Source organism: Paenibacillus sp. FSL H8-0315, assembly GCF_038005365.1.
Lineage (GTDB): Bacteria > Bacillota > Bacilli > Paenibacillales > Paenibacillaceae > Paenibacillus_AQ > Paenibacillus_AQ odorifer.
Genome location: NZ_JBBOTA010000001.1, coordinates 5,742,850 through 5,766,041 on the forward strand (window position 1 = coordinate 5,742,850; position 23,192 = coordinate 5,766,041).

Annotated in this window: 25 protein-coding genes and 1 tRNA gene; 17 read left to right on the top strand and 9 right to left on the bottom strand. The window is 43.2% G+C overall.

What is annotated here, in order from left to right:
• Positions 1-98 precede the first annotated feature (98 nt).
• A tRNA-Leu gene (locus MHB56_RS24870) sits at positions 99-182 on the top strand.
• Positions 183-1,190: 1,008 nt separating this feature from the next.
• Here MHB56_RS24870 and MHB56_RS24875 read toward each other — a convergent pair.
• Genes MHB56_RS24875 through MHB56_RS24885 form a run of 3 tightly spaced genes read right to left on the bottom strand, consistent with a single transcriptional unit; the run spans position 1,191 to position 3,132 of the window.
• Positions 1,191-1,874 (bottom strand): hypothetical protein, encoded by a 684-nt coding sequence (locus MHB56_RS24875; protein ID WP_076186438.1) that lies wholly within the window; start codon positions 1,872-1,874, stop codon positions 1,191-1,193.
• The gene (locus MHB56_RS24880) at positions 1,874-2,764 is read right to left on the bottom strand and encodes an ABC transporter ATP-binding protein (RefSeq protein WP_341144119.1); all 891 of its coding nucleotides are present in this window, start codon (positions 2,762-2,764) and stop codon (positions 1,874-1,876) included. Before MHB56_RS24880 ends, MHB56_RS24875 begins: the two co-directional genes overlap by 1 nt.
• Positions 2,761-3,132 (bottom strand): GntR family transcriptional regulator, encoded by a 372-nt coding sequence (locus MHB56_RS24885; protein ID WP_036689422.1) that lies wholly within the window; start codon positions 3,130-3,132, stop codon positions 2,761-2,763. The genes MHB56_RS24880 and MHB56_RS24885 overlap by 4 nt, the downstream gene beginning before the upstream one ends.
• 199 nt (positions 3,133-3,331) lie before the next feature.
• Here MHB56_RS24885 and MHB56_RS24890 point away from each other — a divergent pair, with 199 nt between their 5' ends.
• Positions 3,332-4,141: a class I SAM-dependent methyltransferase gene (locus MHB56_RS24890; RefSeq protein WP_076277471.1), complete on the top strand. Its 810-nt coding sequence runs from the start codon at positions 3,332-3,334 to the stop codon at positions 4,139-4,141.
• Here the strand turns inward: MHB56_RS24890 and MHB56_RS24895 are convergent.
• Complete coding sequence (locus tag MHB56_RS24895; RefSeq protein ID WP_341144120.1) at positions 4,133-5,380, bottom strand: S8 family peptidase; 1,248 nt, start codon at positions 5,378-5,380, stop codon at positions 4,133-4,135. The two genes, MHB56_RS24890 and MHB56_RS24895, sit on opposite strands and share 9 nt — an antisense overlap.
• 166 nt (positions 5,381-5,546) lie before the next feature.
• Between MHB56_RS24895 and MHB56_RS24900 the strand changes: the two genes are divergently transcribed.
• From MHB56_RS24900 to MHB56_RS24950, 11 genes are all read left to right on the top strand, one after another.
• Entirely contained in the window at positions 5,547-5,918 is a 372-nt protein-coding gene (locus MHB56_RS24900) for a hypothetical protein (protein ID WP_081383124.1), read from the top strand.
• 196 nt (positions 5,919-6,114) lie between these two features.
• Complete coding sequence (locus MHB56_RS24905; protein WP_341144121.1) at positions 6,115-6,816, top strand: hypothetical protein; 702 nt, start codon at positions 6,115-6,117, stop codon at positions 6,814-6,816.
• A 25-nt stretch (positions 6,817-6,841) separates the two neighbouring features.
• Complete coding sequence (locus tag MHB56_RS24910) at positions 6,842-7,393, top strand: GNAT family N-acetyltransferase (RefSeq protein WP_076280935.1); 552 nt, start codon at positions 6,842-6,844, stop codon at positions 7,391-7,393.
• A 232-nt stretch (positions 7,394-7,625) separates the two neighbouring features.
• A complete protein-coding gene (locus MHB56_RS24915; protein WP_081383123.1) occupies positions 7,626-8,663 on the top strand; it encodes an ABC transporter substrate-binding protein in 1,038 nt (345 codons plus the stop codon).
• A 16-nt stretch (positions 8,664-8,679) separates the two neighbouring features.
• Positions 8,680-9,669, top strand: coding sequence for a FecCD family ABC transporter permease (locus tag MHB56_RS24920; protein ID WP_051491618.1), 990 nt, complete (start codon positions 8,680-8,682; stop codon positions 9,667-9,669).
• A 1-nt stretch (position 9,670) separates the two neighbouring features.
• A complete protein-coding gene (locus MHB56_RS24925; RefSeq protein ID WP_076301194.1) occupies positions 9,671-10,450 on the top strand; it encodes an ABC transporter ATP-binding protein in 780 nt (259 codons plus the stop codon).
• Positions 10,451-10,494: 44 nt separating this feature from the next.
• Positions 10,495-11,022, top strand: coding sequence for a HugZ family pyridoxamine 5'-phosphate oxidase (locus MHB56_RS24930; RefSeq protein WP_076129975.1), 528 nt, complete (start codon positions 10,495-10,497; stop codon positions 11,020-11,022).
• A 3-nt stretch (positions 11,023-11,025) separates the two neighbouring features.
• A complete protein-coding gene (locus MHB56_RS24935; protein ID WP_341144122.1) occupies positions 11,026-11,451 on the top strand; it encodes a DinB family protein in 426 nt (141 codons plus the stop codon).
• Positions 11,452-11,637: 186 nt separating this feature from the next.
• The gene (locus MHB56_RS24940) at positions 11,638-12,045 is read left to right on the top strand and encodes a MerR family DNA-binding transcriptional regulator (RefSeq protein ID WP_076280565.1); all 408 of its coding nucleotides are present in this window, start codon (positions 11,638-11,640) and stop codon (positions 12,043-12,045) included.
• A 68-nt stretch (positions 12,046-12,113) separates the two neighbouring features.
• Positions 12,114-13,043 (top strand): alpha/beta hydrolase, encoded by a 930-nt coding sequence (locus MHB56_RS24945; protein WP_248549238.1) that lies wholly within the window; start codon positions 12,114-12,116, stop codon positions 13,041-13,043.
• 450 nt (positions 13,044-13,493) lie between these two features.
• Entirely contained in the window at positions 13,494-14,084 is a 591-nt protein-coding gene (locus MHB56_RS24950; protein ID WP_076195024.1) for a TetR family transcriptional regulator, read from the top strand.
• Positions 14,085-14,334: 250 nt separating this feature from the next.
• Here the strand turns inward: MHB56_RS24950 and MHB56_RS24955 are convergent, their stop codons facing one another.
• Entirely contained in the window at positions 14,335-15,018 is a 684-nt protein-coding gene (locus tag MHB56_RS24955) for a hypothetical protein (protein ID WP_341144123.1), read from the bottom strand.
• 92 nt (positions 15,019-15,110) lie between these two features.
• Between MHB56_RS24955 and MHB56_RS24960 the strand changes: the two genes are divergently transcribed.
• The 3 genes from MHB56_RS24960 (at position 15,111) to MHB56_RS24970 (ending at position 17,989) form a co-directional block, all read left to right on the top strand.
• A complete protein-coding gene (locus MHB56_RS24960; RefSeq protein WP_076186461.1) occupies positions 15,111-15,854 on the top strand; it encodes an SDR family oxidoreductase in 744 nt (247 codons plus the stop codon).
• A gap of 83 nt (positions 15,855-15,937) precedes the next feature.
• Complete coding sequence (locus tag MHB56_RS24965; protein WP_341144124.1) at positions 15,938-17,023, top strand: glycerol dehydrogenase; 1,086 nt, start codon at positions 15,938-15,940, stop codon at positions 17,021-17,023.
• Between the two features lie 105 nt (positions 17,024-17,128).
• Positions 17,129-17,989 carry a divergent polysaccharide deacetylase family protein gene (locus MHB56_RS24970; RefSeq protein WP_341144125.1) on the top strand — a complete coding sequence of 287 codons (861 nt, stop codon included), beginning with the start codon at positions 17,129-17,131 and terminating at the stop codon, positions 17,987-17,989.
• Here the strand turns inward: MHB56_RS24970 and MHB56_RS24975 are convergent.
• Positions 17,976-18,728 carry an N-acetylmuramoyl-L-alanine amidase gene (locus tag MHB56_RS24975; protein WP_248549233.1) on the bottom strand — a complete coding sequence of 251 codons (753 nt, stop codon included), beginning with the start codon at positions 18,726-18,728 and terminating at the stop codon, positions 17,976-17,978. The genes MHB56_RS24970 and MHB56_RS24975 overlap by 14 nt on opposite strands.
• Positions 18,729-18,911: 183 nt before the next feature.
• On the opposite strand from MHB56_RS24975, the gene MHB56_RS24980 reads away from it, so the two are divergent.
• A complete protein-coding gene (locus tag MHB56_RS24980; RefSeq protein ID WP_036689445.1) occupies positions 18,912-19,100 on the top strand; it encodes a YqzE family protein in 189 nt (62 codons plus the stop codon).
• Positions 19,101-19,168: 68 nt separating this feature from the next.
• Here the strand turns inward: MHB56_RS24980 and MHB56_RS24985 are convergent, their stop codons facing one another.
• The 3 genes from MHB56_RS24985 to MHB56_RS24995 all read right to left on the bottom strand — a co-directional run bounded on the left by MHB56_RS24985 (position 19,169) and on the right by MHB56_RS24995 (position 23,154).
• Positions 19,169-20,191: a hypothetical protein gene (locus MHB56_RS24985; protein WP_076186466.1), complete on the bottom strand. Its 1,023-nt coding sequence runs from the start codon at positions 20,189-20,191 to the stop codon at positions 19,169-19,171.
• 156 nt (positions 20,192-20,347) lie between these two features.
• The gene (locus MHB56_RS24990; protein WP_076129984.1) at positions 20,348-21,412 is read right to left on the bottom strand and encodes a YqhG family protein; all 1,065 of its coding nucleotides are present in this window, start codon (positions 21,410-21,412) and stop codon (positions 20,348-20,350) included.
• Positions 21,409-23,154, bottom strand: coding sequence for a DEAD/DEAH box helicase (locus tag MHB56_RS24995; protein WP_341144126.1), 1,746 nt, complete (start codon positions 23,152-23,154; stop codon positions 21,409-21,411). The genes MHB56_RS24990 and MHB56_RS24995 overlap by 4 nt, the downstream gene beginning before the upstream one ends.
• Positions 23,155-23,192 lie beyond the last annotated feature (38 nt).

The window sequence follows — 23,192 nt, forward strand, 5'->3', positions numbered from 1 at the left end:
TTAATGAATGATAAGAAAACGACGAAAATATATTGACGTGGAATTCTCAGCGTGGTATGATCTATCTTGTGACCGCAATAAGCGAGTCATTATAATACGCGGTCATGGCGGAATTGGCAGACGCGCTGGCTTCAGGTGCCAGTGGTAGCAATATCGTGGAGGTTCGAGTCCTCTTGACCGCATAGCTAAAAGGATTATAGAACTGCTCTAGTAGCAGTTCTATAATCCTTTTTTTATGTTTTTCAGCAGACGGTAGTGCTTAAGCGAAAGAAATCTTTAAGAAACATCTCCTGAGGCTTACGGACCCAGATGAAGCTATTTGCTCATTTATCGCTTTTTGAGCATAGTATCGGACCCCAGTGCAGCTATTGCATGGAAAAAGGATCACAATTGGCGTTTTTTATGCCAATAGCGACTGTGGGGTCCGATAGGAATCCAAATCTGCCCTAATGGTACGAATAAGGTCAACGTGTCCGATAGGAATCTAAATGTGCTCTAAAGCTGCGAATAAAGTCAGTTGGTCCGATAGCGTCTCTCCACGCGCAGATTGGAGAAATACTAATTTTTGTTTTGCTTCTAAGCTATTCGCCCCGCGGAGTCGTCATCATCACCTGAGGCTAACGGACCCAGATGAAGCTATTTGCTCATTTATCGCCTTTTGAGCGTAGTATCGGACCCCAGTGCAGCTATTGCATGGAAAAAGGAACGAATTAGGCATTTTTTATACCAATAGCGACTGTGGGGTCCGATAGGAATCCAAATGTGCTCTAAAACCACGAATAAGGTCAGCTGGGTCCGATAGAATCCAAATGTGCTCTAAAACCACGAAAAAGGTCAGCTGGCTCGATAAAATCCAAATGTGCTCTAAAGCCACGAATAAGGTCAGCTGGATCCGATAGAATCCAATATGCTCTAAAACCACGAATAAGGTCAGCGGAGTCCGATAGAGCCTTCGGACGCGCTGATTAGCGAAATACTAATCTGTGTTTTGACCCGTCGATATCTGCAATAGCGACACTGTGTTTGCTTCTAAGCTACTCGCTCCGCAGAATCCGATAGTACCATCGCACGCGCAACTATGCTCGAATCCAATAAAGTTTGTTGTCTAGATCAAAGTCTAAGACACGAAAGAAAACAGGTGCACCCGGCATGGCTTTTGGGACACACCTGTTTTTTTATAGGATAATGAATTACACTGTTGCTCTACGCAGCATCAAAAACGATAAAAGAGCGTATACAACTGTCAAAGGCATGGACCACAAAGCAAGTTCAAATGCGGTATATCCAGCAAACCAGTTGAAGAGGTCTACCCACCACTGATTATAGGTCATTAATAATACACCGAGACTGCACAGGATAAACATAGCCCCTGAGAAAATGAACAAACCGCTTCGGCCAAATCTCCGGAAGATGCTGGATATCATTAGCCCCAGAAAAAACATATTAAGAAAGAGCACAAAATACATCCACAGCTGTTCCATGGCATTACCATCATTTAAAAAGGGCAAATGAAAATAATGTAGTTCCAAACCCCAGCCACCCGTAAGCTTGCTTTCAATGATTGCGAGCAGGTAGAGGAGAATTGAGTAGGTGGCGCTAGTTATAATAGCCATTAAGGAAGTGCCTATGAAATAATCCGTTCTTCGTTGGCTTAAGCCCAGAGCAAAAGGGAAGGTCTGCACCAAAATGAGTATACCGGTGATTAACATATAAATGAAGATAGAGACGAGACCGCCGGTATAGATTGGTTCTTGGATGAAAGAAGCGACGATGACATTTACCAAGAAGCTGGATAACAAGATTACCCAAGGCATATACAACCATAACCACTTATCTCTGAAATGCATTTTTATCATGCCTGCCGTAGGATTCATTACACGGTCACTTCCTTTCCTAGAGATTTTTTATTTGTGAGATGAACGATTAATTGCTGTAAAGATACAGGTGAGATTTCTAAGCCTAACTTATCAGCATGTGCGTGATCTTTCGCGTTGAAACCGATAATGGTGGCCGTAAGCAATCCGCCAAAAGACTCGCGGGAAATGACTTGTTTGCCGGCGATAAAATCTTCGATCTTCGCTGTCGCGCCGATTACCTTAACAGCTTGCCCGCGAAGGGCTTCAGCATCTTCGTTAATAATTAGCTTGCCGTTGTCGATGACGATAACATGCTCTAAAAGCTGACTTACCTCATCGATCAAATGGGTGGACAAAACAACTGTGCGTGGATTTTCAGCATAATCTTCAATTAGGCGATCGTAAAACAGGCTTCTAGCTACAGCATCAAGTCCTAAATAGGGTTCGTCAAAAATGGTAAGCGGGGCACGGCTGGCTAGACCTACTACAATTCCTACAGCCGAGAGCATACCTCGGGATAGCTTTTTTATTCTTCTTTTTAATGGCAGATTGAAATCCTTGATTAAAGAGTGAGCATATTCCCGATCAAAGTTTGGAAAAAATAATTCGGATACCTCCAGTACATCGATGATTCGGTACGTGTCCGGATACCTTTGGCTTTCCTTAATGAAGCAAATCTGCCTGAGAACCCGGTTATTCTCGTACGGATGTTCACCAAATACGTTCAGGACACCACTTGTGGGGAAAAGCTGAGCTGTGATCATATGCATTATTGTGGTTTTTCCTGCACCGTTTCTGCCGAGAAGCCCGTATATCTTGTTTTTCTCCAAAGAAAAACTGAGTTCATGGATGGCAGTGACATTTCCGTATGACTTAGTCAATCCTTTGATTTCAACAACTTCATTCATGACTTGTTGTCTCCCCTCTGAATCATAATTGTTAATTGATCCAACGTAATTCCTAATTTTTCAGCTTCACGGATCATGGTTACTACATACTGTTCATAAAATTGTTCTTTTCTCTTCTCCATTAATACTGCACGCGCTCCAGAAGCTACAAACATACCGATTCCTCGTTTTTTGTACAATATCCCTTGATCCACAAGCAAATTCACACCTTTCGCAGCTGTAGCCGGATTGATCTGGTAGAAAACAGCAAACTGATTTGTCGAAGGAACTTGTGATTCCTCCAGCAGTGTTTCTTCGATGATGTCATTTTCTATTCGTTCGGCGATCTGCATAAATATCGGTCGTGTATCATCCATTAAGTTTCCCATGTATTCACCGCCAACTTCATTGGTTAGTTAGTTATGTAATTAACCATATATGCAACGAAGTTAATTGTCAATATTTTTAATTATTTTGGGCTGTATCCACATAAATAAAGGCTGCCCAGAATGCTCTGGATAGCCTTTTATTTGCACAACATATCTGCTATGATTTTGTCCTTGGTAAAAAAGAAGGGGGAGTTCAGCTATGAATGATTATGGTCCGGATCTGTTCAAAGATACTGCAAGCTATTACACCAGATATCGCCCGCTATATCCGTCCTCACTGATTCGATATCTAGTGGACAAATTCTCACTTCACGGAGAGGGCCGGTTGCTGGACTTAGGTTGTGGTACTGGGCAGTTAGCGCTAAGGTTTACGGATTGGTTCGAAGAAATCATTGGCGTAGATACTGAACTAGAGATGCTAGATGAAGCAAAGCTGTTATCACAGTACAACAGGGTTGAGAATGTTAGCTGGCAACAGGGGAGAGCGGAAGAACTATCCAATGACTGGGGTTCCTTTCGTCTCATCATGATGGCTAAGGCGTTTCACTGGATGGACCGAGAATCCATACTTGAAGTTCTCTATCATAGTTTAGATGATAACGGTGGTATTGCTGTAATTGATACTTTTAATGAACAACAAGAACCGTTACCTTGGCAACAAAAGGTAGAGGAAGTAGTGAAACGCTGGTTGGGTGACGAAAGAATAGCCGGAAAAAGTACATATAAACATCCCCAAGAAAGACATGAGGATGTTGTAAAGCGATCCAGTTTTAAAGACGTTAAAAGACAGGTATTACCGAGTTATTCCATCACTTGGACTGTTGATTCGATACTAGGAAATTTGTATTCTACGTCTTATGCTTCTAAGCGATTATTTAGAGATAACTTAGAACGTTTTGAAGATGATATGAAATCAGCTTTATTAGAAATAGAACCTACAGGTGTATTTACAGAGGACTTGTCGGTTTCCGTCATTACTGCCTTTAAAAAAGAAGCGGATTTACGATAAAAACCGCGCATTGATCTCACCGCATCCTGCTGTGTTAGGACTTAGTTTAAGGCGATACGTGTTCTTTTTTAGTATGGATTTTACTTGCTTAGGCGTAAGAGAAGGGTTCTTCTGGAGTAATTGCGCGATCACACCCGAGACGATAGGTGTTGAGACACTGGTACCGGACAGCACAAAGTAATCTTTAGCTATCCGCAAATAAGGAAGCTCGCGATCCAGCTTGGATCGTGGAGCACGAAGGGAGATGATCGTCTCGCCTGGAGCAACGAGATCTGGTTTCTTCCTTCCTCCCGGTGCGGGTCCACGACTGGAGAACCAAGTGATTCGGTCGTCCGCTTGTGTGAGCGTGCGACGGTCATCCACTGCACCGACAGTAATTGCTGAAGGACTAATCCCTGGAGATTCAATCGTACTGCGTCCCGGGCCGCTGTTTCCAGCAGCTATTACAACGTTAAGTCCGGCTTTAATTGCTTTTTCTACAGCTTGGCAGAGTGGATCATCTGAACAAGGAAGATTCACCTTACCCCCGAATGACATCGAAAGAATACGAAGATTAAGTCTTCTCCGATTCGCAATACACCATTCAATTCCTTTAATGATTGTGGAGTCATATCCATCGCCATTTTTATCTAGTACTTTGACACCTACTATCCCTGCCTCTGGAGCAGGGCTTTTGTATTTTCCTTTACTCATCCATCCGTTGCCTGCTGCATCCCCTGCGATATGAGTTCCATGGCCGTTATCGTCATAGGGCTGTTTTCTATGATTGATAAAATCTTTAAAAGCAACTATACGGTTAACAGGGCGAAACAGGTCAGGGTGACGATACACCCCTGTATCAAGAATCGCAATGTTTATTCCTTTTCCGGTAAGCCCCTTTTTCTTTTGAGCGGTTGTAGAACCAATGGATGGTGTGGCTATATTAAGGGATGTTTTTTTGACTTGATCCAAATAAATTTTCTCGATTCCATCCCAGCGGCACATCCGGTTCAGGCAGTTCTTTGAAACTTTGGATGATATCGAATTGAGCAGGTGAAGATGATGTCTGATCGGAAGGTCGTGGGATTTTAAATGCTTTTGTAAAGACTGTAGCTGGGCTGTAGTTATTTTTTGTTTGAATTTAATGATAACTGGAATGGTATTCGCTTTATGTCCTGGATAATAGGAACGTTGAACTCTTTTTCTCAAGGAATGGTGCATTTTCGAATGATATTGCTCTAGCCATTTTTGACCGTTCATTAGTAATGAATCACCTCTTGAAGGTATTATATGCACTGCAGAGCTAGTGGACACGAAACTATGAAACTAGGGTTTAACATATTTTCAGATTTGTAGGTGAAAGAGAGGTCAAACCTTACGATTCTTGCATTTACTAACGTATCCTAAAAAGAAAGTGGTGAAATAAATGGCAATGATTAAAAAACCAGTTAACAAGCAAGCTGTTATGGCTAGCAAAGTTCTCGCGGCTAAAAAAGCGAAAGCAGCTGCTACAAGAAAGAAACGGAGAATTAGACAGACTCTGGATAGATTTATTGTTGTTGCTATTGGTACAAATGCAACGGGTACACCTAAAGATACTACGGGGTGGACAGCTTCATTGAGAGCTGGAACTACAACGGTTACTGCTGATTTTGACGAATTTGGTGTAGTTAGATTCCCAACAATTAGTACCTTAACATCGGTACCTTATCTTCTCACTTTAAGAGATGAGAGTGGAGCTACTATAAGAAGCTTTAACGTTCCCGCAGACCGCGAATTTTTTGTGGCTAGATTCTAGTTTGGACAAGTCCTGATAGTAAACAGCATGTGTCGATTTTATATCGATGCGTGCTGTTTTTTTTATTTTTCTAACTTTGATTCAAGTGAGTGATTTGTTACAGACAAACAGATTGAGGGGATGCCATACTTTCAGCATCGTAATTTTGGGAATATAGTACAAAAATGGACAATATATAAGGCGGGTGAGAGGTTTCGTGAAAGAAAAAGGGAATATATCAGGTATTCAATATTTTTTATTAGGAATGCTTGTATTTTTAATGTTAGGAATGGATATGTTCATCATGGGATTAGATCAATGGTTATGGGGGGATTTGTTTAATATAGACGACTTTTTTGTCAGCCCTTGGTACGTACTAGTTGTTCATTGGAGCATAGTTACCCTATTGTGGGCAGTAGGAGCTATGATATTTCTACTTTGGTTCAGGAAGAGGAAGATGATTGAACAGGTTATATCTTTTCATTGGAGCTCTAAGGTCATTCCTTTGTTAATTGTAGCTTTTTTATCAAGTTTTTTGTTCGCAGTGCTGGAATTTTGGATTAATGGGGAGAGCATTCCACAGATTTATAGAGAATATGAAAACTTCAAGTTAGAACATGGTTTTATGGGCATATGGGTTGCCTTGGTTCAAAACATATATTACATTGTGGAAGCTGTACTAGTTGTACTATTGGTTGCGCTAATGCAGCGTGCAGGAGAAGTATGGTTTAAGAATCCTTCTCTTCCTTATGGGGGAATAGGTTTAATGCTGACTTGGGGATTAGGTCATTTGACGCATGGTCTGCAAAGCGGCTTGTATATTACTGCTTTTTCTTTGGTATTTGGCTGGCTGTTTGTGAAAGCGGGCAAGCAGTGGTGGCCAAGTTTTCTGTTTATCTGGCTTGTATTTGTTTTATAATATTTAGTTTAACGGGGGGACACCATTGTACAATTCAGAGAAGAGAACAATTACTACTGAAAGATTGATTTTAAGACCTTTTGCATTGTCTGATGCACAGCGTGTCAGTGAGCTCTGCAATAATTATAATGTTTACAAAAGTACATTAACTCTACCTTATCCATACCCTATTGATTGTGCATTATCATGGATTGAAACACATGAAGTTGAGTTCAATAATGATAATTCATATGAATTCGCTATTACTGATAAAAATACAAACGAACTGTATGGTGCTATAGGTTTGAGAAATAACCGGACACACAGAAATGGCGAGCTTGGATATTGGATAGGCGAGGAACACTGGGGTAATGGATATGCTACAGAAGCAACAAAAGCGGTCATTAATTTTGCTTTTACAGAAAAACATTATCACAAAGTGTACGCCAGATTCTTTGCTTCAAATCCTGGTTCGGGACGAGTTATGCAAAAATCTGGCATGCTGAAAGAAGGCGTTTTGTTACAGCATATTTATAAAGAGAATGAGTTTGTAGACCTTATTCATTATGGGATATTAAATACGGGAGTTACTAACTAACGCTTGGATTTCATACACCACTATTTGAAGTCACGCCCATAGGGCGTGGCTTTTTTATTAGAAATGCTAGTCTGCTTCAACGGACAATAATGAAATTCCTTCTTATTTAAAATTAAAATAAAATTCTTGACACTTCTCATTGATAACGATTATCATAGGAATCGATAAGTGAAAATGAAAATCATTATCACTACATGAAACGTATAAATATACATATTTGGAGGGATAGATTTTGAAAAAAATATTAGTACTACTGGTTATTGCAGCGCTTACGGCAATGACTGCATGTTCGTCTACAAATACAGCGGACAATCCAAAAAATGAAGCGGTAACGAATACAACTGCTAATGAATCGAAAGAAGCAAATGCAGCAAAAACAACAGAAGTAGCAAATACAGCGGAAGCTGCCGGCAAGGTGTACAGTCTGGAGAATGATGGTGTAGATGAAGCATTGTTCAACGAAGCGTTAAGCCAATTCCCAGCCACAGTACCGGAGCGTATTGTAACAACTTCTGTACCGTTAACAGAAATGCTTTATTTGCTCGGCATAACACCGGTAGGTGTACCAACTTCAACGAATCCAATCCCTGCTGATTTCGAAACAATTGATCGTATTGGATCACCTATGGCGCCGGATCTGGAGGTAGTAACCAAACTCGAACCGGACTTGCTGCTGGGAGCGGAATCTCTTCGCAGCACGTTGGACAAATCGCTAGAAGGAATCGACCTACAAAAAGCATATTTGAGAACAGAATCATTCGAGGATCTAAAGCTTAGTCTCAAAGTATTAGGCACTTATTTTAATAAAAAAGATGAAATGAATGCTGCTTTAACAAAGATTTTGAACAAAGAAAATGAGCTGATTCAATTAGCCGAAGGCAAAGAACTGCCAAGCGTGCTGCTAGTAATCGGAACCGCAGATTCCTTTATGGTCATGAGTGAGAAATCTTATTTAGGTAGCTTGGTTAAAAAGCTTGGTGCTGATAACATCGCAACTTCTGTATTGCAAGTTACTGACACTTACTCACCTATCAATATGGAGAACATTGTAGCCGCTGATCCAGACATCATTCTCGTACTCGCTTCAGGCGATCACGGAGCGACTGAGGATAAGTTCAAAAAAGAAATAGAGAAAAATGAAACTTGGACAAAGCTTTCGGCTTATGCAAATAACAAAATCAACATTCTAGATTACAGCGTATTCGGTGTCACTTCGATTATTAACGCGGAGACAGCCTTAACCGAAATTGCAAAATACTTCTATGAATAATTAAAGGAGACAGCAAGTGATAAATACATCTCGTAGCAGAATTATTGTTATTGTAACGTTAGCACTTGCGCTCGTTGCCGCTATAATTGCGATTGGACTAGGCTCAGTATACATTCCTATACCAGACATCCTAAGCACGATCTTTGGTTCAGCGGCAAAAGCGGTGAATGCGACCATCATATGGGATATTCGTTTGCCGCGTGTATTACTGGCGATGATCATTGGGGCAAATATCGCGGTTTCAGGTGCTCTTCTGCAAGCCGTGATGGGCAACCCACTTGCTGATCCAGGATTGACCGGTGTAACGAGTGGAGCGGCTGCATGTGTGCTTGTCATTATGCTTGCAGCCCCACAATATACGGAGTTCATTCCAATTGCGGCTTTTGTGGGTGGACTAATTGCTGCAGGGATTGTATATGCATTAGCGTGGAGAAGAACCGGTATTTCGCCCATCACTATTATTTTATCAGGAGTTGCTGTGAATGCTCTTTGCGGGGGATTAATAGGACTCCTGACCATCATGTACAGCGACAGACTTCCGGCAGCGGTCCAATGGTTAAACGGCAGTCTGGCTGCTAAAGGGAACAATGCCTTGATGATGGTTTTCCCGTATGCCATAGCAGGCTGGATCTTATCCTTTTTCGCGATCCGCAAGGCGAATATTATACGTTTAGGGGATCAGGTAGCTTCGAATTTAGGTGAAAATGTGGACCGAATTCGTATTCTACTTTCCTTGCTGGCAGTATTTCTAGCGGCTATCTCTGTAGCGGCTATTGGGATGATTGGCTTTGTAGGGCTTGTTGTGCCACATATGGCTCGATTGTTGGTGGGTTCAGACTATAAATTTCTTTTGCCGATGAGTATGGGACTTGGTGCATTGGTATTGTTGATAGCAGATACAGGTGGACGTACCCTATTTGCACCTTTAGATATTCCTGCGGGTATCCTTATGGCGGTGATCGGTGGACCTTATTTTCTATACCTGATGAGAAAGAAGGCGTTCTAACATGTTTACTGTCGATTCTATTTCGATTCGGTATGAGCAGAAAAACATTATTAACAACTTCTCTTTTTCCGTAAAAAAGGGTGAAATCGTCTCGATTATAGGACCAAACGGCTCAGGTAAATCTACATTGCTTAAGGCGGTATCACGGCTAATTCCATATCATACGGGTGCGGTCACACTCGATGGTACGGATCTAAAGTCTATGACTGCCAAACAAGTCGCTCGAAAAATGTGTATGCTGAGCCAGAAGAACCAAGCACCTAATGATATGACTGTGATCGATCTCGTCTCCTATGGAAGGTATCCACATAAAAAATGGTTCGAAAAATTAAATCATGAGGATATGGACATTGTCGACTGGGCACTGGAGAAGACACATTTAAAGGATTATAAGGATCGAGCCGTTTCCTCGTTATCCGGTGGTGAATCACAGCGTGCTTGGATTGCTATGGCCTTGGCGCAGCGTCCTTTGGTTATGTTGCTTGACGAACCGACCACTTACTTGGATATTTCGCATCAGCATGAAGTTCTAGAGTTAGTACGTGAGCTAAATCAAGACATGGGAATGACTGTCGTGATGGTGTTGCATGACCTCAATCAAGCCTCTACCTATAGTGATAGTATTGTTGTGGTGCAGGCGGGTGAAAAAGCGATGTATGGGACACCAAATGAAGTTATGACAACCGATATGATCCGGGATATATACCGAATGGATGCCGAAGTTCAATATGTTCCTACAGAGACGAAACCTCGTATTCATTTGCTAAGTACCGTTCGTTAGATTCGTGGCTAGATTACATAACCTATTAATGGAGGGATTTTATAATGAAGAAGCCTGTAGATGTTGAAAAAAATAAAGAAAACTATTTGCAATTTATTGCGAATCGTAAAAATCTGATTTTGAGCTTGATTGATGACGAAGGAAAACCTTTTATCAGCTATGCTCCTTTTGTTAAGCATGAAGGCAAGCTGTATATCTACATTAGTAAGATCGCCGAGCATTACAGATATATGGAAAATAACGATTTTGTAGATGCGCTTCTAATTGCAGATGAGTCTGCGACGAATAATAAATTTGCAACGGAACGTGTGCGGTGGAATTGCACATCAAGCAATATCGGGAATGACGGGCATGAGGAGATCTTTGAATTGTTTAATGCTGATCATGGGGCGGCAATGGTGAATTTGCTGCGTGGATTGGATTTTTCATTGTTTGAATTGACCCCTCTCCAAGGGCGTTATGTTGTTGGTTTTGGCTTGGCCTTTGACATCGACGTAGATGCGAACCTGTTCAACCATGTGGTGATCGACAAGAAAAAAGACGAAGAAGCCACTGTACAAGGGAGCAAATAATCTATGGCTTTCACTTCAGTGTTGCCAATCTGGCAAGCGGTGCAAACGCGATTTCATAAAATGGTGAAGACTTTGCCGGAAGAGGATCTTAACCTTAAGCTAGGGAACTCTACGATTGGGGGATTAATTCAGCATAATGCAGAAGTTGAGTTTATGTTCGCAGAGTGTTTTTTTGGAAGACCTAATCCTCAAGGCGACAAGGCGGCATATTCTACATTGAATGAACTCGTTGATCTGCTGACTGTTTCCAATGAGAATCTAACTGCTGCGATGCAGGAGCTTCCGGAAGAAGCGTGGCATGTGAGTGTGGAGTCGGCTTTTGGCATATCTACACCGCTTGAAGCGATAGGCAGACTTATGTATCATACAGGTATTCATGCCGGACAGATTTCGCTTATACAGAAAAATGCAGTTCGAAGTGAAGTATAGTGAATTGGGAAATGATTGATGAGAAAACGGCAGAAATGTCGTTTTTTTTGTGCGTAAATAAGGAGTTTTTAAAAAGGAGTTTGGGTAGTTGTTGACGTTCTTTTGATGTCCCTTTGATGTCCTTTTGATGTCCTCTGCAGCCTCTGGATTTGGTATAATGTAGGGGATTCTAAGGGGGCGCTGATTATGACAGAGTACTTGCGAGGCCAAATTGCCAAAATGGCGAATGTGAATATGGAGACGTTAAGGTATTATGAAGAGCTCGGATTAATTAGCACTCCCTTACGTTCGGAAGCTGGTTATCGTCTTTATTCGGATGAGGTGTTTAGCCGCCTTGTTTTTATACATAATGCTAAACTGTGTGGTTTCACTTTAAAGGAAATCAAGAAGGCACTCACTAAATCTGAAAGCAGCGGCATTAGTATTGCTGATTTTGTAACTGTTGTGGATAAGAAAATGGATCGAGTTCGTGGCGAAATTGCAAAACAGGAAATAAAACTAACAGCCCTCGCAGATTTGAGGAAAAATTTGTTAGCCACAGATAAACACCCAGGCGTACAGTCCACGCTCGAAATCCTAAAAATGGATTCTTAACTTGACCTTGTAGTCTCCTACAGACTTTACAATCTGAGTTGAAAAAAATTGTAGGAGGGATTTACGAGATGGAAAAGACAAGTACAGAGCAGCTTGCAGCGATCAAAGATTATTTGCGACAAAGCAACCGATGGGATAGCAAGTCTATCGGGCAAATACGGCAGGAGATGGATGCGACGGCTGTGAACATGCCCAGTCCTACGGATGTTATCGTCGAGCGGGTCATGATTGGACCCTTAAGCGGAGAGTGGATTATTCCTGTGAATTCTGCTCTACTCGCTGATGAAGTGATCCTTTATTTCCACGGTGGGGGTTTTATTTCGGGGACTTGTGAATTTTATCGGGATTTGGTTACACGAATTGCAAAATCTAGTGGCACGAAGATCCTAATCATTGAATATCGCTTGGCACCAGAGTTTACTTATCCGGCTGCTAATGAAGATTGTATAGACGCTTATCTGTGGCTGCTCGCGAATGGATATTCTGCCGGGAATGTCGTGCTTGGAGGGGATTCTGTTGGAGCCAGCCTTGCGCTGATGACGTTGATTACTATACGGGATGCGGGTGGGGAATTGCCGGCGGGTGCTTTTTTAATCTCGCCGCATACAGATCTCGTCCATTTGGATGGTGAATCGTATCTGAGCCGAGCGGAGTTTGATCCAACAGGCAGCTTAAAAGGAAATAACCGAATAATTGAATTTTATCTAGGTGCTCGGACAGAACTAGCTCCTATATTATCTCCTTTAAGGATGGATTTGCAGGGATTACCTGATTTACTTGTTCAAGTAGGTGACCACGAGGTATTGTTAAGCGATGCAACGAGGTTGGCTGAACGAGCACAAGCTGCGGATGTTTATGTAGAACTGGAAATATGGGAGAACATGTGGAGTGTCTTTCACTTTTTAGCTTATATGCTGCCAGAGGCGCAGCAAGCGATTGCGAATGTCGGTAAGTTTGTTAGGACGAGGCTAGATCGGATTGAGCAAAAAAGCAGCTGATATTACCCGCCTTCTTGAGAGATCAAGGAGGTTTTTTGGCGAAATCGTTAGGTTGGCAGAAGGTGGATTGCTAGATACTGGGCTTCTTCATCGTAACGGACCGTATTGCAGCTATTTGCTCAATTTAGCGTGTTTGGCTAACTTTTCGGACTGCATAGCTCTTATTAGCATATTAGAACGCCGAAAAGGTGGGGATTTGGGTGAATAGCCGCATTGGAGTCCGATAGCATGGCGAATTACGGTGATTTTTGAAAATAAGGGCTCCTCAGTCCGAATTCATGTAGTACGGGGGCTACGGAAAATAAGATACTGGGACCTAAGTTTAATAATTGGGTGCGAGTATATACTGATAATGATTTAACGAATGACAAAGTGGTAATATTGTCAGTTCGTTTTTGGACATAATATGCTATGATAATTACCACCAGAGATAGAGCGAGGGGAATACATATGTCGAATGATCTTCCATTATCAAAAGAAAACATTTTGGACGCGGCTGAACAAGTGCTCCGGCGTTTTGGCCCGGACAAGACTTCTGTTGTAGATGTAGCGAAGGTGCTTAAAGTAAGTCATGGTACGTTGTATAGACATTTTTCCAGTAAATCTGCTTTGCGAGAAGCCGTAACCGAAAGATGGTTGCAGTATAATATTTCAGAGCCTTTAAAGAATATTTCAGAGCATTTTGATGGGAATGCCAAAGAGCAGCTCCGATTATGGATGGACACGCTGATTCGTAGTAAACGCACCTATGCTGTGGATGATGCCGAAATGTTTGCTATGTACGCAGCTGTAACTTTAGAAGCGGTGGATATGATTACCCTACACGTAGATCAATTAATTGGGCAAATCGCAGGCATTATTGAACAAGGCATACAATCCAAAGAGTATAGAGTGGTGGAACCAGTGGTAACGGCTAGAGCAATTTTTAATGCTACTTCGCGGTATCATCATCCAGCACATGCTATAGAGTGGCAGTCGGCTACGATTGATCAGGATTTCGCCTCCGTTTGGGATTTGATTATTTCCGGGATTTCTTTGTAACATCTACTTAAAACCTTCTGATATTCAGGAGGTTTTTTTGTGTCTTAAAGAGGTATAAATCCCGTTGATTAGTCTGAATTGAGCAACTAGGGGCAAATGAACGGTATAAATCCCGTTGATTGGTCAGAATTAAGCGACTTGCAGCAGATGAACGGTATAAATCCCGTAGATTAGGCTGAATCGAGGGACTAGCAGTAAATGAACGGTATAAATCCCGCAGATTAGTCTGAATTGAGCAACTAGGGGCAGATCAACGGTATAAATCCCGTTGAATTGATTGAATTGTGTGACTAGCAGCAGATGAATGGTATAAATCTAGCAGTTTAGGCTGAATCGAGCGACTAGCAGCAGATGAACGGTATAAATCCCGTTGATTGGTCAGAATTAAGCGACTTGCAGCAGATAAACGGTATAAATCCCGTAGATTAGGCTGAATCGAGGGACTAGCAGCGAATGAACGGTATAAATCCCGTAGATTAGTCTGAATGGAGCGACTTGCAGCAAATGAACGGTATAAATCCCGTAGATTTGATTGAATTAAGCGATTTGCTAGCAGATGAACGGTATAAATCCCGTAGATATGATTGAATTGAGCGACTAGCGGCGAATGAACGGTATAAATCCCGCAGTTTAGTCTGAATCGAGTGACTAGTAACAGATGAACGGTATAAATCCCGTAGATTAGGCTGAATCGAGCAACTAGCGGCGAATGAACGGTATAAATCCCGTTGATTAGGCTGAATTGAGCGACTAGCAGCAGATGAACGGTATAAATCCCGCTGTTTAGTCTGAATGGAGCGACTAGCGGCAAATGAACGGTATAAATCCCGTAGATTAGGCTGAATTGAGCGACTAGCGGCGAATGAACGGTATAAATCCCGTAATTAGGCTGAATCGAGTAACTGTTGTGAAATATGTGAAAAAATAAATTCAAATGACAAATATAAAAAAATGTCACTTGTAATTTGTAATTGATCGATTTATAATCAGACCAACAAGAAGGACAAAGTGATAGGAGGAGTAATTATGAATCAGAATTTAGCTGGAAAAGTAGCATTAGTAACAGGTGCATCGAGAGGCATGGGCCGGGAGATTGCGGAGAACTTGGCACAACAGGGTGCGAAGGTGGTAGTTAACTATTCGAGTAACCCCGGCAAAGCAGAGGAAGTCGTAACCGGTATTAACCTGAAGGGTGGAGAGGCCGTCGCTATTCGGGCAGACATCAGCCAGGTGGCAGAACTTGAACAATTATTCCAAACCACACTAGAAGCCTATGGACAACTCGACATTCTCGTCAATAACGCCGGGATTATGATTACGAAGCCGATACTAAATATGACGGAAGAAGATTTCGACAAGCAGTTTGCGATAAATGTAAAAGGCACCTTTTTTGCTTGCCAGCAAGCAGCTAAATATATGAATGATAACGGACGGATTATCAATTTTTCAACTTCCGTTACGGGTCAAATGTTCCCGACCTACAGCGTCTATGCAGGAACTAAGGGAGCAGTGGAACAAATCACTCGTCAGCTGGCCAAAGAATTTGGACGAAAAGGAATCACTATCAATGCTGTTTCACCTGGACCTGTGAATACGGAGTTATTTACCGTAGGGAAATCAGCGGAAGAGATTGCGACCGTGGGGAATATGAATTCCTTTGGACGTTTAGGCGAGCCTGAGGATATCTCAAGCATTGTGTTGTTCTTAGCCAGTAAAGAATCACAGTGGGTTACAGGGCAAACGATCCGTGTGAATGGTGGATTCATTTAAGCTGGTGGTTAAAGGGATCTTTTTAATAGCTGAATGTGGTCAATCCTTCTAAAATGAATGTAAACAAAAGGAGGAGTGAAACCATGACGCAGATCATCTGCTCACCGACTAAATATATACAAGGACATGGTGAAATTCGTAAGCTGGGAGATTATTGTTTGCAGCTAGGAGCGACAAGAGCTTATGCCATTATTGATCCTTATATTTTCTCTGTGTACAAAAAAGAGATCACATACAGTTTTGAAATGAACGAAATGCCACTAGTGATGTGTGAATTCAAGGGCGAGTGTAGCCGTAATCAGGTCAATGAGATAGTTGCAGCACTTGGCTTGAAGGATACCGAAGTCATTATAGGGATTGGCGGCGGCAAGACCTTAGATACGGCAAAAGCAGTAAGCCACATGAGTAACCTCCCGGTAGTTATTGTACCCACAGTGGCTTCAACGGATGCACCTTGCAGTGCTTTATCAGTGTTGTATACGGATGAGGGAGACTTTGACTGTTATCTTCCATTAAAAAGAAATCCTGATCTGGTTATCGTAGATGTCGATATCATTGCTAAAGCTCCTGCAAGATTACTTGTTGCCGGAATGGGAGACGCTTTGTCCACTTTTTACGAAGCAAGAGCTTGTCGAGAATCTGGGGCAATTACACACGCAGGTGGGACTAGCACAATTGCAGCCCTTTCATTAGCTCGTGCCTGTCTGGATACCCTTCTTGCAGAGGGTGAAACGGCATTAAAAGATGTTAAGCAAGGCATCACCTCTCCTGCGGTGGAACATATCATTGAAGCCAATATTTACTTGAGTGGCATTGGGTTTGAAAGTGGAGGACTTGCTGCGGCGCATGCGATTCATAATGGATTGACGCTGCATGAGGAATGCAGGAATACTCTTCATGGTGAAAAGGTTGCTTTTGCTACGATCGTTCAGCTTGTACTGGAGAAAGCACCATATGAAGAGATTGATCAGGTGATTGGTTTCTGCAAAAAAATCGGTCTTCCCGTTACTCTCAACGATCTTGGAATTACCAGTAAGGATATTGATCCATTGATGATGGTGGCGGAAGCTAGCTGTTCTGAGGATAGCCCCATCTGGAATATGCCCTTTGAAGTTCAAGCTGTGGATGTGCTGGAAGCAATTCTTGCCGCAGACGCGCGGGGACAATAGAAAAAGCCCGATTGTAAATTATTGCGAACCCTCCCCGTACATATTTAACCTTCGTGAACCAAACAATGAGAATAATTGTTTAAGACGAAGGAGGCGTTCCTCTTGATGAAGGACAGTCGAAAGTTTAATCGTTATTTACTAATTTGGATTGCTGTTGCTGCTTTAATGGTTACTTTAATCGTTCCCATGGCACCGTCTGTTTCAGCTGCCGAGTCCAGAGACAACCCTACAAACACACCAAGTGAAGAGAAGACATCTCAACGTAATAAGGTCGTAATTATTATTGACGATTTCGGCAATGGCATGAAAGGGACGGATGAAATGTTTTCGCTGCCAATAAAGCTTACTGTGGCGGTTATGCCCTTTTTGCCTACATCTGTGAAGGACGCCACACGCGCGCATGAACGCGGAGATGATGTTCTGGTCCATTTGCCAATGGAGCCCCGCCAGGGTAATCCTAAATGGCTTGGACCGGGAGCTATACTGGCTAAGATGTCTGATGAAGAAGTGCGTCAAAAGGTGGAAGCCGCGCTCGATAATGTGCCTTATGCTATCGGTATAAACAACCATATGGGCTCTAAGATTACCGGGGACGAACGGATTATGGGTGTGATTTTAGCCGTCTGCAAAGAGCGGGGATTGTTTTTTGTGGACAGTAAGACCAACTACCGTTCTGTTGCTGGCAATATGGCTTATCGAATGGGGCTGCCGCGCGTAGAGAACCATATCTTTTTGGATGATACACACACAGCTAATCATGTCCTGAAACAAATGGGTCTAGTAAATAATCTGGCGAAGGATCAACGATTCTGCGTAACCATTGGTCATGTTGGTGTATATGGAAAAGAAACCGCCGCAGGCATCCGCAGCGGTGTGGAGCAAATAAAAGATGATGTTGAATTTATAGGCATTTCTGATCTCGTTAAAAACGAAATGAAATGGAACTCGAATCCTACACTTCCATAAGATAAGCTACTATGCCGCCAGCAATTGCTTCAGCAATTTCTTGTTGCCCTTTAGGGGTGCACAGCTTTTCGCGATCTGTCGGACTGCTTACAAAACCCGCCTCAACAATTACGGTTGTGGCGGTTATTTTGTTGAGTAAATAAAAAGGTTTACCCGGTCTTGTCTCTGCCTGGATATTATAGAGACTGTTTAATTGTTGCTGAATGGTCTGGGCGAGGATAAAGCTGCGCCCTTCTTGGCGATATAATACAAGCGGACCATGCTTGGATGGTGAAGGTGCCCAGTTAACATGGATGCTGACGACTACAGTAGCTGGTAATGTCTCAGCCAGCTCTTTACGCTGGGCAAGGTCGCGCAGATGCCGGGATTTACTGCGCAGCCAGCGGTTCTCATCGCTTGGGGCGTAATCTCCATTACGATTTAAGGCAACGTCAAATCCATCGCTGCGCAGCAGCAGAAATAATCGGCGTGAGATATCTAATGTAATATCCTTTTCAAGAATGTTCCCGTAGGAAGTTCCTCCGTCGATCCCCCCATGTCCTGCGTCAATTAAGATCATACGGTGACCGTGGCTTAAGAGATGCTGACGTTCATCATTCACTACGGGTTTGGATGGAGTTGCAGAAGCATATGCACTCCCCATAAACAGCATTAGAAGTCCAACTGTGGTTAAAGTAATACGCAAGCTACATATTGCAGCTGCTGTCTTGGAATAAGCTTTATTTCTCCCATTGTTCAAATGAACTCCTCCTTGCATGTGAATAACCTCGTGCCCTAGATTCTTTGTTAGATTGTGCTTTAATAGGTAAACCTATTCGAACAATTCGAGACAAGAGTTTAGATATATGCTCGGTGGTGCACACTAAGAGCATGGAACGACGCTGGCTATCTTAATTCACTTACAATGTAGGAGGTGTTACAAATGGCTTCCGGCGGCGATGAGCTTGTAAAGTATATCACTGAGAAGGTAGTTGTTTATATCGAGGATCCGCGTGCCATTCATGCTCGTAGAGCGGCTACAAAGCAGCCGTGGTCACAGAAATGGTTCGGTATGCTTCCGCTTGGTTGGTCGATTTGGCGAAGCAAATGGAGCCACAGTGATAAGGATTGAATTTCACAAATAACAAATAACCTTCCAGTGCCTTGTCGAGGGTGGCAGCGGAAGGTTATTTGTTATGTTTAGTTATAGATATTTCTGTCGGGCAGCTTGTGCAGTGTTCCTATAGCCTGCAAGGCAGTGAGTGGCAAATACCGTCTTCCTTCTGGCCCTGATGCTGCATAAACGGTAGGCATGTTGTTTATTGCTTGTGTTTTATTCGAAGCAGGCAACCAGTTTTGATAACCTGTAATCATAAAAGGCGCCCCTACGATATCATTTCGGCCAGCGGCTTGATAAGCAATACTTTCCTTGGGACGAATCAGTGCGGCGATATTGTCACCGTCTACAGCAAGCAGTTTTGGGGAGGTCAACCACATGATATCTTTATAAGGATCATCTGTTCCCCCGCTTTGATATACCGAAAGCGGAGACAAATCAGTAGTTAGGTTAGTGATTACATCCGTTTCTGTCTGCTGTCCTTTAAGCACTTCTTCCGCTTTACTTAGCGTCCACGGTAAAACTTGCGGCACGGAAGCATTGATAAATATTGTCTTATCGTCAATGACGATTTTCCATACGGGTAGAAGTGGTGCATATAAGGCTGTGAGTTTTATTTTTCCTGTATAAGATGAAGGTATAAGTCCTTCCTGCACCAAAAATTGGCGCAGTTCTAATAAACTATAGGGGAGTCCGTAAGTGCCAGCTCCATATTCGCTAAGCATATAACCACCTTGATCCGTAGCGGAAATGATCATGTAGCCGATCCGCTGTTCACCTTTCATAACGTTGACAAGCCAGCTATGAGTACCTGGACCCAGAGGATAATATTCTATTCCTGCGTCCTTCCAGGCTGTAAATGGAGCTTCTGCTGCGAGCTTGTTCAGTGTACTCTTGGCAAATTCTTGGACCGTACCGGGTGAAGGTAAGATATCCATCTGCAGTACAGGTATCAAATCCTGTGTGACTGAATCAACTACACTTACTCTGGAAGCGGCAAGCGCAGAAGAGGAACCGGAGCTCGTTGCGATGAGTCCGATGCATAGAAGCAGGAGGAAGCAGCTTTGACCTGCAAGAAGCAGCCTCCGCCGTACACTTATTTTCATGGCGTCGTTCACCTTTCTTTGTTATGAAATATCAGAAAGTAAAAGCTTCCTTTTTATTGTAGAGGACAAGCTATAAAAAGGCTGTTGCTTGCTGTCGCGCCGGAAGGCGGAAGTTCCCTTGTTTTTTTGCCTGCTTTTAGCGAGTAGGGTCGCATTCTATAGGCTCCGCAGATGAAACAGTCCATAGGTCACCGCAGAAACTGCGATTTGCGGCTCATATTGCCAAATGGTCTCTTGTCGACGCCGATTATACTGCTCTTGAGTCGCTAGGCGTTTTTCTTCGTCAGGCTCCTTCAGCAGCTCTCCATAATAGACATCAATGATGTCCAGTTCAACCCTTAGCCGCTCACGTGCCTGTTCTGCCCAAGTGTAGTCCAGTTCGGCTAACTGAGCGGTAAGATGAGTTTCCAATAAGTCGGTAGCGGCTGCTACTGTCATTTCATAAGGCTGGATATGCACATTTTCCGGTAAGCGTGGCATCATCTCTTTTGTGGAAACTTTTGCATTAAAGTCATCAATGATGGTTCCCTTTGTTAGGGAGATGCCAAGATAATGGAGTTCTTCACGTTTCAAATCGCAGCTCATCTCCACTTTATAGCAGACACTAAGCCATGGCTCGTAAGCGGCAGAGAACAGCGTGTTTCGCTGCCTGCTGCCCGGGTCCTCAAATAAGTAAAGGCATTTCCCTTCGTCCCGAGCGGCGTTCCAAATCTGTTGCAATCGCTTGCTTCCGTAAATAATATCCTCTCTGCGGATCATTCCCGGCCCAATTCGTGGGAGTGCCGGCACAATGCCGAAGTAGCGGGCTAGGATACTTTCCTCCGGGTCAGTAGATGGAGCATTCACTGCTTCTGAGCCCGGGGAGGCGGATTCGAGTAAGTCAGTGCTGGCCTCTGCATCGTTTGTTCCGCCTGTAGTTAGGCTTCCGGTGACAACTTGATTCAAAATGCCAGCACTACGATTTGCAATGGGGGGAACCTCTACTGCAGCTTGACTGTCGTATTTTTCCGGATCAAAAACAAAGGTGAAAGAAAGGGTCTCAGGATCTACACCTGTGCGCTCCACGAATCCCCAATAATACGGCCGGTCGGTAAGCATTTTGTCAGCTCTAGGTGATAATTTCACAGTTACGTGAAGGGGCGAAGCCTCAATGATGGAGCATTCAGTGGCTTCAAGATAGTCCATCACATGCTTGCGTACTTCCTGTGCGGTGAGGGTCATGTCGCAGTCCCACTTTCTTTTTTAATACCCTGTGTCAATTCACTGAGGGATTCACCAATATGGTCCAGCTCATGCCGCAATTCTTCGTCGGAGCGGGATTCGAGCATGATTTTGTATAAACTTTTCTCCAGCGATTCCTTCTTTTCAAAACGTTCCAGGATTACATCCAGCCCGCCAATCACCATTTCAAACATATTGATTTTTTCATGCAGCAGATGCAGAATATGTTCTTCAATCGTGCCTTGCGTAGACAAGTTGTAGATCACTACGTCATTTTCTTGCCCTAACCGATGGACACGTCCGATACGTTGCTCCACGCGCATGGGATTCCAGGGCAGATCAAAGTTGATCATATGGTGGCAAAATTGCAGGTTAATTCCTTCACCACCGGCTTCCGTTGCAATCATAACTTGAGCGCGGCCGCGGAAAAGATCCATCATCCAATCTTTTTTTCCACGGTTCATTCCGCCGGAATAAGAGACACACATCAGCCCATGTTCACGGAAATACTGTAGTAAATACTCTTGAGTTGCTCGATATTCCGTGAAAACGATGACCTTTTCATTCATTTCTTGAATGAGGGCTAAGGTTGTTTCAGCTTTAGTGTTTGTTTTAACGGTACGGAGGGTCTGTAGCAGCTCCATCATCCGGTCTCTTTTTGGGGAATCCGCAGGCAGCTTTTTGATCAAATTAACTAAAGTGATAAAGACGGCATCCCGGCTGCTGCACACCTCACGTTGAAGGGTTACCAGAGAAAGCATGCTGCTAAGATTGCCGCCGGATTCCTGATACTGGTCTTTGACAAAGGAAGTAACACTGTTATACAAATCTTTCTCTTCTTGGGAGAGAACTAAGGGGATATTACGGACTTTTCGTTTCGTGAAATTAACTGGACCTTCACCACGGCGATTGCGGATCATGACCTTCGAAAGCTCGTCCCGCAGTTGACCTTCATTCTTGGGCTGGCGTTTATCAACCACGAAATTCGAGGCAAAATCGCCCTGATTTCCAAGTTGCCCCGGCTTCAGTATAGTGATCAGATTAAAGAGTTCGCCCAGATCATTCTGAACGGGAGTCGCGGTGAGCAGCAGGCAATATTTTTTGCGTAATTGCTGTACAAATAGATAATTGGTCGATTTTTTATTCTTCAGCTTGTGAGCTTCATCAATGATCAACATATCGTATTCATTTTCCAGCAAGATATCCTTATGAGGATCTCGTTTGGCGGTATCCATCGATGCGACGACTATGGCGTTGCCCCACGAATAGGCTTTTTTCTGAGCGACAGCAGTGATGCCAAATTTCGCATTCAGCTCACGAACCCATTGCAATACTAGAGAAGCAGGTACGAGAATAAGCACTTTGGAGACAAGACCGCGTACGAGATATTCTTTGAGCACTAGTCCTGCTTCAATGGTCTTGCCCAGTCCAACCTCATCTGCAAGAATCGCGCGGCCTGACATTTCGAACAGAACCTTATGCGCTGTATCCAGCTGATGGGGAAGAGGGGACAAGCCGGATAAATGCTTCATACATTGCAGCTCATCGAAGCTCGTTACTAGACCTGTTTCCTCTCCTTGTACGGCAAGCTTAGATAAACGGTAGTCTCCCCATGGGCCGCCCTTTTCCAATTTGAGCTCCAGATCTTGCAACCAATTCCGGTCAAAAGAAAGAGGAACAGGCAGTATCGGCGCGGGTGTTCCCCCTTGCTGGGGTAGAGAATTACGGAATAATTGCGTCATAATGCAGCCTCCTCAAGCTCGGATTTATATCACCATTC